Origin of the sequence: Virgibacillus flavescens (assembly GCF_050574275.1) — a bacterium.
GTDB lineage: Bacteria > Bacillota > Bacilli > Bacillales > Amphibacillaceae > Virgibacillus_F > Virgibacillus_F flavescens.
Genome location: NZ_CP192260.1, coordinates 2,681,619 through 2,696,104 on the forward strand (window position 1 = coordinate 2,681,619; position 14,486 = coordinate 2,696,104).

General features: G+C 35.1%; 19 protein-coding genes. 4 read left to right on the forward strand and 15 right to left on the reverse strand.

Annotated features, from left to right (window positions below):
* Positions 1–82: 82 nt before the first annotated feature.
* The 4 genes from VBD025_RS13005 to VBD025_RS13020 all read right to left on the reverse strand — a co-directional run bounded on the left by VBD025_RS13005 (position 83) and on the right by VBD025_RS13020 (position 2,260).
* On the reverse strand, positions 83–550 hold the full coding sequence (locus VBD025_RS13005; RefSeq protein ID WP_430786134.1) for an RsfA family transcriptional regulator: 468 nt from the start codon (positions 548–550) through the stop codon (positions 83–85).
* Between the two features lie 94 nt (positions 551–644).
* Positions 645–1,409, reverse strand: coding sequence for an enoyl-CoA hydratase/isomerase family protein (locus tag VBD025_RS13010; protein WP_430786136.1), 765 nt, complete (start codon positions 1,407–1,409; stop codon positions 645–647).
* Between the two features lie 100 nt (positions 1,410–1,509).
* Positions 1,510–1,683 (reverse strand): 50S ribosomal protein L32, encoded by a 174-nt coding sequence (gene rpmF / locus VBD025_RS13015; protein WP_089062856.1) that lies wholly within the window; start codon positions 1,681–1,683, stop codon positions 1,510–1,512.
* 52 nt (positions 1,684–1,735) lie between these two features.
* Positions 1,736–2,260, reverse strand: a complete 525-nt coding sequence (locus tag VBD025_RS13020) for a YceD family protein (protein ID WP_430786138.1) — start codon at positions 2,258–2,260, stop codon at positions 1,736–1,738.
* 196 nt (positions 2,261–2,456) lie between these two features.
* Between VBD025_RS13020 and VBD025_RS13025 the strand changes: the two genes are divergently transcribed.
* Entirely contained in the window at positions 2,457–3,668 is a 1,212-nt protein-coding gene (locus VBD025_RS13025; RefSeq protein WP_430786140.1) for a nucleotidyltransferase, read from the forward strand.
* Positions 3,669–3,751: 83 nt separating this feature from the next.
* Here the strand turns inward: VBD025_RS13025 and VBD025_RS13030 are convergent, their stop codons facing one another.
* The gene (locus VBD025_RS13030; protein WP_430786142.1) at positions 3,752–4,774 is read right to left on the reverse strand and encodes a SepM family pheromone-processing serine protease; all 1,023 of its coding nucleotides are present in this window, start codon (positions 4,772–4,774) and stop codon (positions 3,752–3,754) included.
* 231 nt (positions 4,775–5,005) lie between these two features.
* Between VBD025_RS13030 and ylbJ the strand changes: the two genes are divergently transcribed.
* Complete coding sequence (ylbJ, locus tag VBD025_RS13035) at positions 5,006–6,208, forward strand: sporulation integral membrane protein YlbJ (RefSeq protein ID WP_430786144.1); 1,203 nt, start codon at positions 5,006–5,008, stop codon at positions 6,206–6,208.
* Positions 6,209–6,254: 46 nt separating this feature from the next.
* Here the strand turns inward: ylbJ and coaD are convergent, their stop codons facing one another.
* From coaD to VBD025_RS13070, 7 genes are all read right to left on the reverse strand, one after another.
* Positions 6,255–6,737 carry a pantetheine-phosphate adenylyltransferase gene (gene coaD, locus VBD025_RS13040; RefSeq protein WP_430786146.1) on the reverse strand — a complete coding sequence of 161 codons (483 nt, stop codon included), beginning with the start codon at positions 6,735–6,737 and terminating at the stop codon, positions 6,255–6,257.
* 15 nt (positions 6,738–6,752) lie between these two features.
* Positions 6,753–7,307, reverse strand: coding sequence for a 16S rRNA (guanine(966)-N(2))-methyltransferase RsmD (rsmD, locus tag VBD025_RS13045; RefSeq protein ID WP_430786148.1), 555 nt, complete (start codon positions 7,305–7,307; stop codon positions 6,753–6,755).
* 438 nt (positions 7,308–7,745) lie between these two features.
* Positions 7,746–8,021 carry a YlbG family protein gene (locus VBD025_RS13050; protein ID WP_430786150.1) on the reverse strand — a complete coding sequence of 92 codons (276 nt, stop codon included), beginning with the start codon at positions 8,019–8,021 and terminating at the stop codon, positions 7,746–7,748.
* Positions 8,022–8,086: 65 nt separating this feature from the next.
* Positions 8,087–8,530, reverse strand: coding sequence for a YlbF family regulator (locus VBD025_RS13055; RefSeq protein ID WP_430791412.1), 444 nt, complete (start codon positions 8,528–8,530; stop codon positions 8,087–8,089).
* 60 nt (positions 8,531–8,590) lie between these two features.
* Positions 8,591–8,821, reverse strand: a complete 231-nt coding sequence (locus VBD025_RS13060) for a YlbE-like family protein (protein ID WP_430786152.1) — start codon at positions 8,819–8,821, stop codon at positions 8,591–8,593.
* 8 nt (positions 8,822–8,829) lie between these two features.
* A complete protein-coding gene (ylbD, locus tag VBD025_RS13065) occupies positions 8,830–9,204 on the reverse strand; it encodes a spore coat protein YlbD (protein WP_430786154.1) in 375 nt (124 codons plus the stop codon).
* Positions 9,205–9,319: 115 nt separating this feature from the next.
* Positions 9,320–10,390 (reverse strand): CAP domain-containing protein, encoded by a 1,071-nt coding sequence (locus VBD025_RS13070; protein WP_430786156.1) that lies wholly within the window; start codon positions 10,388–10,390, stop codon positions 9,320–9,322.
* A 254-nt stretch (positions 10,391–10,644) separates the two neighbouring features.
* Here VBD025_RS13070 and VBD025_RS13075 point away from each other — a divergent pair, with 254 nt between their 5' ends.
* Both VBD025_RS13075 and ytvI read left to right on the forward strand, forming a co-directional pair.
* The gene (locus VBD025_RS13075) at positions 10,645–11,010 is read left to right on the forward strand and encodes a YugN family protein (protein WP_430786158.1); all 366 of its coding nucleotides are present in this window, start codon (positions 10,645–10,647) and stop codon (positions 11,008–11,010) included.
* Positions 11,011–11,165: 155 nt separating this feature from the next.
* Positions 11,166–12,224 carry a sporulation integral membrane protein YtvI gene (gene ytvI, locus VBD025_RS13080; RefSeq protein ID WP_430786160.1) on the forward strand — a complete coding sequence of 353 codons (1,059 nt, stop codon included), beginning with the start codon at positions 11,166–11,168 and terminating at the stop codon, positions 12,222–12,224.
* A gap of 282 nt (positions 12,225–12,506) precedes the next feature.
* On the opposite strand, the gene ctaG is transcribed toward ytvI, so the two are convergent.
* The 3 genes from ctaG to VBD025_RS13095 all read right to left on the reverse strand — a co-directional run bounded on the left by ctaG (position 12,507) and on the right by VBD025_RS13095 (position 14,485).
* Positions 12,507–13,409, reverse strand: a complete 903-nt coding sequence (gene ctaG, locus VBD025_RS13085) for a cytochrome c oxidase assembly factor CtaG (protein WP_430786162.1) — start codon at positions 13,407–13,409, stop codon at positions 12,507–12,509.
* A gap of 125 nt (positions 13,410–13,534) precedes the next feature.
* On the reverse strand, positions 13,535–13,858 hold the full coding sequence (gene ctaF, locus VBD025_RS13090; protein ID WP_430786164.1) for a cytochrome c oxidase subunit IVB: 324 nt from the start codon (positions 13,856–13,858) through the stop codon (positions 13,535–13,537).
* A 3-nt stretch (positions 13,859–13,861) separates the two neighbouring features.
* Positions 13,862–14,485, reverse strand: a complete 624-nt coding sequence (locus VBD025_RS13095; protein ID WP_430786166.1) for a cytochrome c oxidase subunit 3 — start codon at positions 14,483–14,485, stop codon at positions 13,862–13,864.
* Position 14,486 lies beyond the last annotated feature (1 nt).

Sequence of the window (14,486 nt, forward strand, 5' to 3'; positions counted from 1 at the left end):
CTGTTCATAAATGTTTTTATTTTCGTAGGATCAAATTAAGTTAGGAAGGCCATGTAGCAGAATGAAGCAGGAGACTATGCTGTTAGTTTTTCGAAGTAGACTGCACCCAACTCCAAAGGTTTCCCATCTCTTTCCACGCTTCATCATATCGATGTAACACAGTTTTCAGTTGTTTATTTTCTTCTTCCAGCTTTTTAACCGTATGATTCGTATACTGATCTTTTGAATATACATTTTTCATGTTTTCCAGCAATAGAATTGCAGTCTCTATCGTGTCCTGATTCCCCTCTAATTTGTTATGGAAACCATTTGGACTAATATGAGTTCTGTTTTTTCGTTCTTCTTTAGCGCTGTTTACTACATCCTGGTAATTTTTACGTATAGTGGCATTCCAACGAAACCCACAAGCTGCTGACGTTCGGGATAATTGATTTGCTACATCTTTAAATGCCTCAAGCTGGGTCTTACCGTCTCTGATATACTGAAGGACTGTATCGGCTAGTATTACATCTTCATCTTTTGTCCATGCGTCCTGACGCGTACGATTCATACCATCACTCCTTACCTATTTGCTATAAATGTATGCATAAGGTACCACTGATAGACTAACCGATTACTATTTTCATTATATTCTTGAACTATATTTATACTTTTTTATTCAAAAACTGATTAACTGCATTAATATGTTCAGGTGAATCCCATAATAATGAACAATTATGGACTTCACTATCCATTAAAGCAGATAATCCCATTGCTTCTATCTTTTGCTGATATTGTTTACTTAATATTTCCATTTGCGCATAAGATTTTGAAATGTACGGTTCGAATATTTCATTATAATTATTCCAACATTCGTATGGAATAACTCTATGAATCCAACCCTTTTCAATCAAAAATTCAACTTCATAATTTGTGCCTTCTATTAACCATGCGTACGCAAAAGATGGAAGCACCTTTTCGTAAAGAAGTGCTCCACCACCCCAACCAGGAGTAATTCCAATAGTTGACTGAACAAATCCAAACTTAGTTGATTCTTTAGCAATTCGTATATCACAAGCAGTTGCAATTTCACATCCACCACCAATTGCATTACCGTTTAATAGACAAATTGTTGGTACTGGAAAGGAAACGATATCCAACAGGACTTCTTTCATCGGATAAAGCTTTTGAAATGCATCTGAAGGTGATAAGTTACCGTGAAAATCCTGTAAATCGCCCCCCGCACAAAACATTTTTTCTCCAGATCCTGTTATAACCAGGAACTTTAATTGTGAATCTCTTGCACGTGATAGTGCATCCTTTAATTCTCGGACCATTTCATTTGAAACAGCATTTCGTTTACTTTCTCTATCCAGTGTTATCATTATGTATCCATCAGAAAATGTTTCATATTTTATCGTATTATACACAAGCTATCCCTACTTCACTTAATTTATAAGATTAGTACTTAGTCGAACATACCTGCAGTTATTAAAAAAACAGACTACAATTTGCAGTCTGTTTGATTAATTATGCTTCTTTAATTTCTTTTCCACCGTAATGTCCACAAGATTTACATACATGGTGAGGTTTTGTTAATTCACCACAATTTGAACATTCTACCATGCCAGGTACGTGTAGCTTTTTATGAGTACGACGTTGGTTTTTAACTTTTTTAGACGTTCTTCTTTTTGGTACTGCCATGACTTACACCTCCTTCAAATGACGAAAGCAAAACTTGAAAATAATTCTATTCTTATTTTTCTTTGTCGTTAAATAAGTTCTCTAATTTTTTTAACCGAGGATCTACTGTATGCTGTTTTTCTTCAGCGGATACAAACTCCCAACCATTACCTTTAAAAGTAGCTTGTTCTTCAGCTTCTTTATCGTTGGAAAACACTCGAAATGGTACCTCTAACAAAATATTTTCCTTTATATGTGGTGTTAAGTCAAGTGTTTCTCCACTAATTGGATGAATTTCATTCTCTTCTTCTTCCTTACCGGAGTAAGCAGATAATGTAAATACTTCCTCAGCATGAATATTAAAAGGATACGGAACATCCACAAGCGTTCTTGCGCATGGTAAAATCATTTCACCTTTAATCGAAAAAGAGGAAATAATTTTATCTCCTTGTATATAGCAATAACCCTTTACATACACAAGGTTTATTTCACGTATATCATTATTCAATGTTTCTAGTTCTGAAACATCAACATTATCCTCGAAATAATAAGGTTCATTATACGAACTTCTTTTCATTTTTCCAATTGCTATTTGCATGTTTATCACCTCTGGGCAACAAGAGTAATTTTAAAAGGAAATTACTCTTTTGTCAACATATTTTCTTTACAGTTTAATAAAACGTCTTAATTTAATGTTCCCACTACCTAACTTAATACTCACACTAGCATAAGATAGTGCCAAATTCATCCCAATTTGTTACAATAATATCTAATAATTAACTAGGAGGAGAATAATGGAAGCATGTGGTTTAATTGTAGAATATAATCCATTTCACAATGGACACCTTCATCATTTAAAACAAGCGAAAAAAGAATCTAACGCTTCTTGTATGATCGCCGTAATGAGTGGCAATTTTCTTCAGCGTGGTGAACCTGCAATCATTGATAAATTTCACCGAACAAAAGCCGCGTTAGCAAACGGTATAGATATTGTACTAGAATTACCCTTTACATACGCCGTCCAATCCAGTGAATTATTTGCAAAAGGTTCTGTGCATACATTAAATGAAATTGGTGTCTCCTCTATTTGTTTTGGCAGTGAATCAGGTACTACCTCTAATTTTATATCAAGTTATCAAAAGTTTAAAGAGAAAGAAACTATTTTTCAGGAAGAATTACGCATTAATTTAGATAAAGGTTTGTCCTTCCCTGATGCAAGTAAGTACGCATATGCTTCCATAGGCTTGGCCACAGCTGAAATGGATCTCTCCCAGCCAAATAATATACTGGGCTTCAGCTATGTACGGGAAATCCTTGCTCATCAATTACCAATTAAGCCTTTTACGATAAAACGAACTAAAAGTGGATACCATGATCAAACCATTTCAAGTAGTATTGCTAGTGCAACCAGTATCCGTAAACAACTTTTCCAGGACGGACATTTAACCGAACAAAGCGAACAAGCTCTCCCCACCCATACAAAAGAACAGCTAATTAGTTATCGTAATAAAACATCACTGTGGCACAGCTGGGAGCACTATTTCTCACTATTGCACTATCGTGTAATGACCATGAGTCACACGGAACTTGCTGCAATACATGGTGTAGACGAAGGTTTAGAGTATCGGATTAAAAAGACAGCAAAGAAGGCTCAATCCTTGTACGAGTGGATTGAATTAATTAAGACAAAGAGATACACATGGACTAGAATCCAACGTACATTTGTTCATATTTTAACAAATACAAAAAAAGAAGATGTAGATGTAATTAAACAAAATAAATCAGTTCCTTACGTTAGACTTTTAGGGATGACTGAACAAGGTAGAACATACTTAAATAAGCAAAAAAAATCTATGAATATACCGCTTCTCTCTCAGCTTTCGTCGTTCAATAATCCATTGTTAATTAGTGAAGAACAAGCTAGTAGTGCTTATTACAGCATACTGCAACCTTCTATAAGGCGAGAATTTAATAAACAGGAAATACTTCCTCCAATTATGCATTAAAACGTATTTATTTATGCTTTCATAACTACAAATAAAAACTAGTAAAAAGGAAAAATCCCTTTCTTACTAGTTTTATCTTTTTACTATTTTGGCTGTAGCTCCTGTAAATAGGTTAAAGCATCTTCAAAAGTGTCTACTGGAACTATTTTCATATCAGTACCAATTTCTTCGGCGGTTTCCTTAGCTATTTCATAATTTGATTCTGCAGCACCGTTTTCGTTAGGAGCAAAAAATATTTTGCAGCCCTCGTCATCTGCTGCGATCACCTTTTTATCTATACCGCCAATTCGTTGAACGTTACCCTCGTAATCAATTTCACCAGTACCAGCAATTTGGTAACCGCTAGTCAAATCCTTCTTGGTCAATTGGTCATATATCTCCAGTGAAAACATCAATCCTGCACTTGGACCGCCTATATTTCCGCTTGAGAATTTCACATTTGGTTCAACTTCCACACTTCGATCAGTAACGAGTTGAATGCCAATACCAACTTTATCATCTAATTCTTCAAATGCTTCTAATTCAATTTCCTTCGTCATATGTTTATCTTTTCGAACTACTTCTAATTCAATCATGTCTCCAGCTTTCTTACCTTCAACATACTTAATTAGGTCCTCAGCTTGTTTAACAGGCTTTCCATCGATACCCACAATTCGATCACCCATTTTCATTATTCCGTCCGCTGGCATTCCTTCAATAACGGTAACAACGTAGACACCATTATATTGGATGTCAATCCCTTCCTCAGCTGCTTTATATGCTACAACAATGGCTGCTTCCTGGGAACTCTCCATCATTTGAAGCTGCACATTAAAATACTCTTCCTCTGTTACACCTTTTGGTCTTATTTCATCAATTGGATAGATCTCTTGGTGCGGTAACATTTTCGCCATTGCATATTGAATTGGAGTAGCCTGGCCGCCACGCACCGTTACCAAATGCATATCGCCTGCGCTCTGATATCCACCTTCCACTTCTACAATCGGATTTAACGCTCCTGCATCACCAGGTTTATAAATATAATATGGCAATTTGTAGGCCGTGAGGAAATAAGCAATTACCAGCACAATAATTAAGTAAAAAAAATGACGTTTTGTAAATTTCATAAAAAAACTCCTTTTGTATCTTTCAATCTGAGCATTCAATTAAATAAAATTAAGCATAAATATATGTATAGAATGCGTATAGTGATAATAGCTTGTATCCATTTTTTATTATTAACTTATCAAATTCAGATGTCAACACCGTTCAGTCCGTACACGCTTGTAGGATAAAATCATTCTACTACTATCAAAAAAATATGTACAGGATGAGCTCATACACTAGGGGGCTTTAATTTGAAACAAATCTTTTCTAGTATACTATTAGCCGGGACAACACTATTTATGACAATAGCATTAATTGCATATCCAGACCAAGCGTTTGAAGCGAGTTTGCGTGGCCTCAATATTTGGCTGGAGAAAGTATTTCCATCCCTTCTTCCTTTTTTTATAACTGCTGAATTATTAATAGCATTCGGTGTGGTTAAATTTATAGGTGTACTCTTTGAACCAATCATGCGTCCGCTGTTTAATGTTCCAGGTGTAGGCAGCTTCGCCTGGGCGATGGGTATGGCAAGTGGATATCCGACTGGAGCAAAGATTACCGTACGTCTTCGAGAGGAAAAACAGATAACCAGAATAGAAGGAGAACGGTTAGTCTCTTTTTCAAATGCCTCCAGTCCATTATTTATCTTTGGCGTGGTGGCAGTTGGATTTTTTTATGATACAAAACTTGGACTCCTATTAGCAATAGCGCATTATTTGGGTAACGCCTTCGTTGGAATATGCATGCGATTTTATGGCAAAGAAGAAGAGTTGCAGCGAAACGAGAAGCAGAAGGTTTCATTAATCCGCGCTTTTAAGGAAATGCATTCAAGCAGAATTTCAGACCTCAGGCCATTTGGCGAAGTTTTTGGGGACGCCGTAATAAATTCAATTAAAACATTAGTGATGGTTGGTGGATTTATTGTTATTTTTTCAGTTTTTATAAAACTTTTATTTATTATTGGCGTTTCGCCTTTTCTGGCAGGTGCAGTTGGGTGGTTCCTCCACTTAATCTCTTTTCCTGTGGAATTGGCACTGCCTATCCTTTCAGGTTTTTTTGAAATTACTATAGGTTCCGATTTGATAACAAAAGTTAATGCAGATCCATTAATCGCAAAAGTAATCGCAGTAAGTTTCATCCTAGGTTTTAATGGATTTTCAATTCAAGCTCAGGTTGCCAGTATTCTTGCAAAATCTGATATACGTTTCTACCCTTATTTTTTCGCAAGAATCCTACATGGTGTGTTTGCAAGTATTCTCGCTTTAATTTTGTACAAACCTTTATACCTTGATAAGAAGACGATTCATATGGATCAACTTCCTGTAATGGGAACAATAGCAGATAACCTTTGGGTTCATACCCTGGAATACTTACAAAACTACGGTCCGCTTCTCACCATCCTATCATTCACTTTGGCGTCCATCATACTTTTAAAAAGACACGTGGTTAAATAAAAAGGAAGGTGCGTGTACATTTTATATACACACACCTTCCTTTTTGTTAACCTTTATATTTTTTTTGTAATTCTGTCGCAACAATCTCGGGAACTAAATCTGTAACGTTTGCCTTATATTTCGCAACTTCTTTTACGATGCTTGAACTTAAAAAGGAATACTGATTATTTGTCATCATAAAAAAAGTTTCAATATTTTCATCAAGTTTTCGGTTCATAGAAGTAATTTGCATTTCGTATTCAAAGTCACTTACTGCACGTAGTCCGCGAAGTATAGCATTTGCATTCTTATTTTTTGCATAATCAATTAAAAGACCATCACACGCATCTACAGAAACGTTTGGGATGTCTTTCGTGGATTCTTTTAATAAATACACACGTTCTTCAACTGAGAACAAAGGATGTTTTCCTTGATTGTTAAACACTGCAACCACAACTTCGTCAAATATACGTGCACCTCTTTGTATGATATCCAGATGGCCATATGTAACCGGATCAAAGCTTCCCGGACAAATTGCTAATCTACTCATTAGAATTCTTCCCTTCTATAACTTCTGATATAAGCTAATTCCAATTGTCCCTCCATAAGAAGCCTGCTTAATTAATTTAAACTTTGAATGATTTTCGGGCAAAGTCTCCCTCTGATCATGTTCACAATAAATATAGCCATTCTGCTTCGCAAGACCTAACTTTGCAATTTCGTCTAATAGATCGCCATAGCTCGCTTTTTTATAAGGGGGGTCCAACAATATTAAATCAAACTGCAACTCTCTCTTAGCAGCTGCCTGTAACGCTCTAAATGCATCTGTTCGATAGACTTCTGTTTCACTCTCTAATTTAAGTTCCATTATATTCTCATGAATAGTATGAATTGCTTTTGTTTGTTTATCCACAAAAATGGCATATTCCATACCTCTGCTTAACGCTTCTATTCCCAATGAACCACTACCAGCATATAAATCCAAACAAGAACCTTTATCGAAAAATGGACCCATAATCTGAAATGTAGCTTCTTTTACTTTATCCGTTGTTGGTCGTGTTAGATTCCCAGGGACAGCCTTAATATGGCGCCCTTTAAATTTTCCTGCAATCACACGCATGTAAACACCTCACTTAGACATAGTTCGACATTAATCCTACCATAAAAGCTTTTATAAAAAAACTACTAAACATTTGTATAGAAATCTTTTTCGTGTACATACTAAAAAAATGAAACAACATACGTATTGCTTGGTTGTTTCACGGTGAGAAGAAGACTTACATTCCCCATAAGTTCTTCTTCTGATTTCTCCTCTCCCTTTACTTTTTGTTTTAAAAAAACAAAAAGACCTGCAGATTAATTCTGCAGGTTTTTTTTGTGCAAAAGTTTAGAGCAAATGCCCTGTCGCCTCCGCTTTTCTTTTTGTCCAGCTGCTGGGGCTAGCGACTCGAGGCATAGTCATGGGAAACTCCGAGCACCAAAGTTCTTGTGCTCTGCGGTCCCTTGAGGTCCCTTGACTATGCTTTTCGTCGCTGAACAAGCCCTCTCCGCTTTTCTTTTAAATACCCATTTTGTAGTCGTATTCTTTTGCTTTATCTGGTTTAGCATTTTCATAATCTGTACGGATAAGTGGTTTATATGAACGATCTACTTTAGTTACAAAAGACAGTTTCAACAATTTGTGCTCCGTATCTTCCAAATCGTCTTGGTTAACATAAATTACTGCATACTTTAACTTTTTAGAAGAATATAGAAGGTGTCCATATCTTCTTATCTGTTTAAGGTTTTTCATATGTTGAAACCAGACAATAATACCTTGTCTCTCTGTTCGCATAATATAGCCTCACTAACCTAATCATTTGTTAGTAGTGTACCAAATAATTGTTGACCCTACAATAGTTAAGACGCTTTACATCCGCATCCGCTGCTGCCGGATCCACAACCACAACCACCATCTGATAGTGCAGCACCATCTTTAGGTGCTTTTATCATATCTCCTACACTCATAGCAACGTCAGTACTAATTTCATCAAGTAATTTTTGAAGATTTCGTTCTGCTATTTTAAATGCTGCTACTTTATCATCCATATCCATCTCACGTTTAATTGACCGAACTTTTTTCATAATTACACTGTAATCTGGATGATAGCGTCCAAATCGCTGGACGTCTTCATAATGTTCTTTTATATCTGCAAAATCTTTAATAAGCTTTTGGGAATTCTTGTCATCTAATAAATCTGTTTGGGAAGTGTTGTATGCTTCCATAACGTCTGATTGAAGAATCATTTTACCTAAACCTTCAGAACGATCAAGAATATCAACAATTTCCATAGTTCCTATCACCATTATCACCCCCCACAGTTATCTTATCATTTTCCATCAATTATGAAAATGGTTAAATAATTAATCACTCATTGTTGCGAGATGGTATAGCATTTTCATCATGGAAATTTGACTGCTTGCTCGTTCAAATTTTTGCGGTAATGTTTTTCCATAAAACTTCTTTGCTTCTTTTTCAATTTCCATTACTCTGCTTGGGTCTCTTGATAAATATCTGTACCAAACTGGATTAAGTCTGACAAACCTTAACAAGGATGGTTTTGATTTCAGGTAATTATAACAATTTGCATCCATTTTACACATCAATCCCTGTATTTATTATCGTAATATTTATGATTAAAACCTTTTTCCTGTTTATTATCCTGTAAATGATTAAGCATACCTTGAATGATTGAAATCGTCTGTTCCCATTGTTCTACCTTGTCTTGTAGTTGTTCCATATCTGTATCCGCAGTCCACTTGCGAATCTTATCTATTACGTTCGATTCCTTGCTTTTATTATCATCCCCACTTTTATACTTATCCCAGCACGGATCATCTTCCCCAAGTAAAACCCACTTCTCGTAATATGGTTGCCAGGAATCATTCCCCTGTCTTACTGCTTTAATAAGTTTTGGGTGTTCAGCTATAAACTCCCGAAATTCCAGAACTGATGAATCAATTTCTTTTTGACGCATTTGATCACCTCAAATTCAAATAGCTACTACAATTAATTTATGCCCACTTATGATGTTTGTGAAGATTCTTATAAAAAAAACCTGAAAGACTTAAAGCTCCTTCAGGTTTTTTAAATTAGGGTTTTTTTATAAAATTTTGTGTGTAATAAAAATGGTAAACACCTACACCAATGTGTGTGTAGCTATTTTCTAGTAATGCTTTTCTATGCCCTTCACTATTTAACCAACCTTGCATTGCAGCTGGAGCATCCGTATATTGTGCTGCAATATTTTCTCCTGCAGCTAAATAAAATACGTCCTGTGTGGCTAAACGTTCTTTTAAACCATCCCCATTTAAACCATAATGAGAAAAGTAATTATTTACAGCCATGTCTTTACTATGCTTAAATGCGACTTCACTGACAGAATCAATCCATTCTAACTTAGACTTCCCATGCTGATTACGAATAACATTGGATATAGAAAAAATTTGCTGTTCCATTCCACTTTCAATTTTATTCCATTCTTTGTCTGATAGATTGTTACTCTCTGGCAATTCTCCTCGGTATTCAATTGCATAAGGTCGCTGTTTTAATAATACATCACCGCTAAGTACTCTAACTGCTGATAGCTCAGATGTAAATGTGTCAAAATAAAATTGAAGAAAAACATCGTCATCTATTTTCACCAACGGACGCATTTTCTTTTCTTCTTCAGTTAATTTAAATGTATAAGAAGAAAGCCCCCGCTGTACGGTAATTTTGTTTGAAAACGCGAATTTTTTTTGAACCTCTTGATACGCTTGTCCAACGTGAAAAGGTTCAATAGATAAATCTTTACCAGTAGCATAAATTGTTGTTATCTTTTGATCGAGTATACCAAATTGAATATATTGATTCGTCTGGTCAGTATACACCCACCACTCATAACCATAAGCGCTTAAATCTTTTCGCAGAGGCTCACCTAGCTTATTGGTCAATTCATCCTTGCTTTTCCCAATCCATTGAAAAATTTCACCATTAAGGCTGATAGTCGGTTCAACTTCTCGCTCTGGTACTTCCTTTGATTTAAGTAAGCTGGTCTTTTCTTTTAGTTTTTCACTAAAATCATTTACTGCTTCCCGAGGTGTTACATTATTACTATCCAACAGGAAATATCCACCAATCGCTAACAACGATAGTATAATTATAGACCGGAGTAATCGCATATATGTTTCTCCTTATTCGTATTTACTTTGGATTATGACATACACTAAATATATGTACAATCTTTTGAAACCATGCAGGAAATTCCTTTATTTAATAGTTTTCCTAATACCAGAGATTTTCTGCAAGTATTATTATTAGTTATATACCTACCACTTTAACCTTTTCTCAAAAAGATTATTCGCTTTTCAATTGCAACTTCGTCCATTTAATACTATTATAGTGGTAGTAAGGATAATTATGTGAGGTGTAAAAAATGAAATTAGAAGTAGAAGGTATTGAAGACTCTATCTTAGATTTAAAACCACTTGATCATTTTATGGGAGAGCATGCTTTTATTCGAGCTGGGCAATGGGATTACGATCGTGTCACGTATGACTATAAAATTGCTTCAAAAGAAAAAAATATTACATATTACATTCGTATACCAGGATATGCAATGGAAGGCGATATAGATCGCGGAAATGCACTAATTAAACTAATGCCTCCTCTATTAGGGAAGCACTACTATCCACATGGTGTAGAATACGGTGAAGGTGAAAACTTCCCACAAAGCTTAGTTGAAAGAGCAACAGGAATCGTAGAAAAGCTTAAAATTGATCTCCAAAATTATAAAAAATAGTGTTTACAACTGCTCAGTGTTTTACTGAGCAGTTGTTTTTTTTATTGGCTTAGTACGATTATTTCTTTAATTCTGTTCATTTTATTGCCTACATGCTATATTTTAACAAAGGAACTTACTTAATTATTTATTAGGAAAGGAGAAATCTAAATACATTGTTCAGAACTATAACTAAACGCCAATGGACTCTTATTTTAACAGCAATACTCTTAGCTTTCTTACTGTATTTCATCTTACCTATTTCTGTTCCACTTCTGGTGGCATTTTTTACTGCCTTAGTGTTGAACCCAGCTATTCGAATCGTACAGAAGCATATGAAGCTCTCACGTAAAAACGCTGTTATCATCGTTTTTATGTTGTTTTTAGTTTGTATTGGTCTTACAGGCACATTCATCGTCACAAAAGCAACAACACAAGTTGTAAGCTTTGTAGAAGATGTACCTGAACACTTTAATCAATTAAATAATGTGTATGCAGAGTGGGAAAATGACTTCCAGAATTATTCTAAAAACTTGCCCCCAGAATTTGTAAATCAAATATCAAAAAGCTTTGAAGCTAATTTAACGTCACTTAGTGACACTGCAAAAGAAAAAATAACAATCGATAACATAGCACAAATATTTGCGAAAGTACCACAGTACTTAATTAGTTTTCTTGTCTATTTAATTGCTCTATTTTTATTCATGCTGGAATTACCATTATTAAAGGCAAATTTTTATAGTTTATTAACTACAGAAACTGCTCATAAAGTAACTTATATGAACCAGCGTTTGGCAAAAGTTACGTTAGGGTTTCTAAAAGCCCAATTCTTAGTAAGTATTGTGATATTCATCTCATCCTTAATTGGCTTATTTATTATTGCACCTGAAGTTGCGCTAGTCATGTCATTAATCATTTGGGTTATTGACTTCATACCTATAATTGGGTCAATTATTATTTTAGGTCCATGGGCGGTTTTCATGTTCTTGTCTGGCGACACTACAATGGGAGTAAAACTAGCAATTTTAGCTATTATCTTACTAGCCATCAGAAGAACGGTAGAACCAAAAGTAATGGGACGCCATATAGGTTTATCACCGCTAGCAACTCTCATCGCTATGTTTCTGGGTCTTCAACTATTTGGCATACTGGGTTTTATACTTGGACCCCTATTAGTAATAGCATTTAATTCTGCAAAAGAAGCCGGAATTATAAAATGGAATATAAAAATATAAAAAAACTGCGGAGCAGACTTACTTAGCGACGAAAAAATAGTCAATAAACTTCTGAGCACGTATTTTGCTCGTTATGCCTATTGACTATTTCTCGAGTTTTTAGCCCGCATCTAGTAAGGGAGCATTTTAGTGCTCTCTTTATTGCATACCTATCACAAATTATAGATTTCACCACTTCATTTACAACGGCATGCCCAAAAGTAACTAACTTTATCATTCCTTACAATTTCAGCTAATTAAAAAATCCTTCACACCTGTGAGTACCAGTGTGAAGGATTTTTATTAATTGCTTGAAGTAGCATTAGGTACTGGGTCAACCCTTAAGCTTTCTCTATTAAACCAAGAGAAGAATACTTTACCTAATATAAAACCATAAGTTATTTCCTGCATTAGTTTCATGATAATTCCACCAAGCTGCTGATCTTCCAATGTTGTCATAGGGGAAAACATTTCCGGTCCTGTTAACGTTCCTGATATTCCTTGTAGCACTTCGACAGGAACACAAAGACTTAACGCTTGAATCCATGCACCACTTTCACTATACGTTGCAAAAAGTGGTGTATCAGCAAATATTATCAGGACACATGCTGGAGTGATCAAAACACCATTAGCAAAAATGTAAGCGATTTTTAAAATAGGTGGAATTGTATCATACTCTTTAAGTGGTGTTACAATTGGCCACCAGACAATAAATGCAGATATTAAGATCAGTGTTGATACGATTGCATGAACAATCGGTGACGATTTTGCAAAATCAAAAATACCTGGAATATGGTACAAGGAAAATAATGTATTAAACAAAAGCAATGAAATAATTGGTTTTGTTACAAGATTTACAAATGGCTTTATAACAGGAAAAGTAAGAAATCTCCTCCACATCCATGCTGGTAAACCTTTAATTACCAAGATGGGAATTATTAAGTAATAGATTGCCATTTGAATCATATGTGCTGTGAGCATTATATGTGTTAATAAATCAAGTGGCGAACCTTTTACTATATAAAGTAAAAGCATTGCAAGATAAAACATGAATTGCTGCTTTTTCGAAGGTAAGTTATCGCCCCCAAATTTATGACGGTATCTTCCAGTAATTAAATAATAAGTTAACACTAAACCTAAAACAAAAAGTATATAATATGGACTCCATAGCGCACGAAATCCAAAAATCTGTATTTCCAACCACATATTAATTCACTCCATAGTTACCAACTTGTACTTTTAGTATAACGTAAAATGCTAACTTTACCATAATTCGAATGTGACAATTTATAAACAAAAAGAAAGACTGGGATTGCCCCAGCCTTTCTTTTCTACCACCAAGTCAGTCCAACGAGACCTGCAACCGTTAAAATTGCAGCCCAGAAACCACCATACATCATGTTAGATGGCATTTCATGTCCTGCATTTTTCATGTGCATAAAATAATACAGCTGAAATGCTACTTGAACAATGGCTAACAATAGGATAGTAGGCACAACAAACATTTTTGGCATTAATTCTCCTACAACAATACCAAATGCTACGAGCGTAAAAATTATCATTAACGCAAACGTAATAAGTTGAGTTTTCATTTCTTCTTTATTTTTTCTCTTTTGAAATGTATCCACTTTTTTGGAACTGGTGTGCTCACTCATTTATTAAACCACCTTTCCCATTAGGTAAACTACAGTAAAGATAAATACCCATACAACATCTATAAAGTGCCAATAAAGACTTACTACATAAAACTTTGGCGCATTGTATAAGTTTAATCCGCGTTTAGTGTTACGTAATAGTAATGCTGTCATCCAACACAAACCAAATAATACGTGAGCACCATGGAATCCAACTAATGTATAAAAGGCAGATCCAAATGCTGATGAAGTAAAAGTAAAGTGATACTCATGGATATAATGATTGAACTCGTAAATCTCACATCCAAGGAATGAAAGACCAAGCACAATCGTAATAATTAGCCAAAGCTTCATCTTACCGAAATCATTATTTTTCATGTGATAAATAGCGTATACACTTGTTAATGAACTGGTCAACAGCAATAGTGTCATGATGAACACAAGTTCTAATCCAAATAATTCATTGGATGATGGTCCACCAGCTGTTGCGTTTCGTAAAGCTAAATACGTACCAAACAAACTGGCAAATAATACAGTCTCTCCACCAAGAAAGAACCAAAATCCAAGAAATTTGTTTTTACCTTCTAGGGTGGCTTTTTCCGGATCGTTTGGCATTGTTTCTGGATTCAAGGAATGATCTTGACTCATA

Excerpts from the sequence above, each read along its gene's own strand:
- VBD025_RS13005 (WP_430786134.1), bottom strand. The coding sequence starts at position 550 with ATGAATCGTACGCGTCAGGACGCATGGACAAAAGATGAAGATGTAATA.
- rpmF (WP_089062856.1), bottom strand. The coding sequence starts at position 1,683 with ATGGCAGTACCAAAAAGAAGAACGTCTAAAAAAGTTAAAAACCAACGT.
- VBD025_RS13020 (WP_430786138.1), bottom strand. The coding sequence starts at position 2,260 with ATGCAAATAGCAATTGGAAAAATGAAAAGAAGTTCGTATAATGAACCT.
- VBD025_RS13025 (WP_430786140.1), top strand. The coding sequence starts at position 2,457 with ATGGAAGCATGTGGTTTAATTGTAGAATATAATCCATTTCACAATGGA.
- VBD025_RS13030 (WP_430786142.1), bottom strand. The coding sequence starts at position 4,774 with ATGAAATTTACAAAACGTCATTTTTTTTACTTAATTATTGTGCTGGTA.
- coaD (WP_430786146.1), bottom strand. The coding sequence starts at position 6,737 with ATGAGTAGATTAGCAATTTGTCCGGGAAGCTTTGATCCGGTTACATAT.
- rsmD (WP_430786148.1), bottom strand. The coding sequence starts at position 7,307 with ATGCGTGTGATTGCAGGAAAATTTAAAGGGCGCCATATTAAGGCTGTC.
- VBD025_RS13050 (WP_430786150.1), bottom strand. The coding sequence starts at position 8,021 with ATGCGAACAGAGAGACAAGGTATTATTGTCTGGTTTCAACATATGAAA.
- VBD025_RS13060 (WP_430786152.1), bottom strand. The coding sequence starts at position 8,821 with ATGGATGCAAATTGTTATAATTACCTGAAATCAAAACCATCCTTGTTA.
- ylbD (WP_430786154.1), bottom strand. The coding sequence starts at position 9,204 with ATGCGTCAAAAAGAAATTGATTCATCAGTTCTGGAATTTCGGGAGTTT.
- VBD025_RS13070 (WP_430786156.1), bottom strand. The coding sequence starts at position 10,390 with ATGCGATTACTCCGGTCTATAATTATACTATCGTTGTTAGCGATTGGT.
- VBD025_RS13075 (WP_430786158.1), top strand. The coding sequence starts at position 10,645 with ATGAAATTAGAAGTAGAAGGTATTGAAGACTCTATCTTAGATTTAAAA.
- ctaG (WP_430786162.1), bottom strand. The coding sequence starts at position 13,409 with ATGTGGTTGGAAATACAGATTTTTGGATTTCGTGCGCTATGGAGTCCA.
- ctaF (WP_430786164.1), bottom strand. The coding sequence starts at position 13,858 with ATGAGTGAGCACACCAGTTCCAAAAAAGTGGATACATTTCAAAAGAGA.
- VBD025_RS13095 (WP_430786166.1), bottom strand. The coding sequence starts at position 14,485 with ATGAGTCAAGATCATTCCTTGAATCCAGAAACAATGCCAAACGATCCG.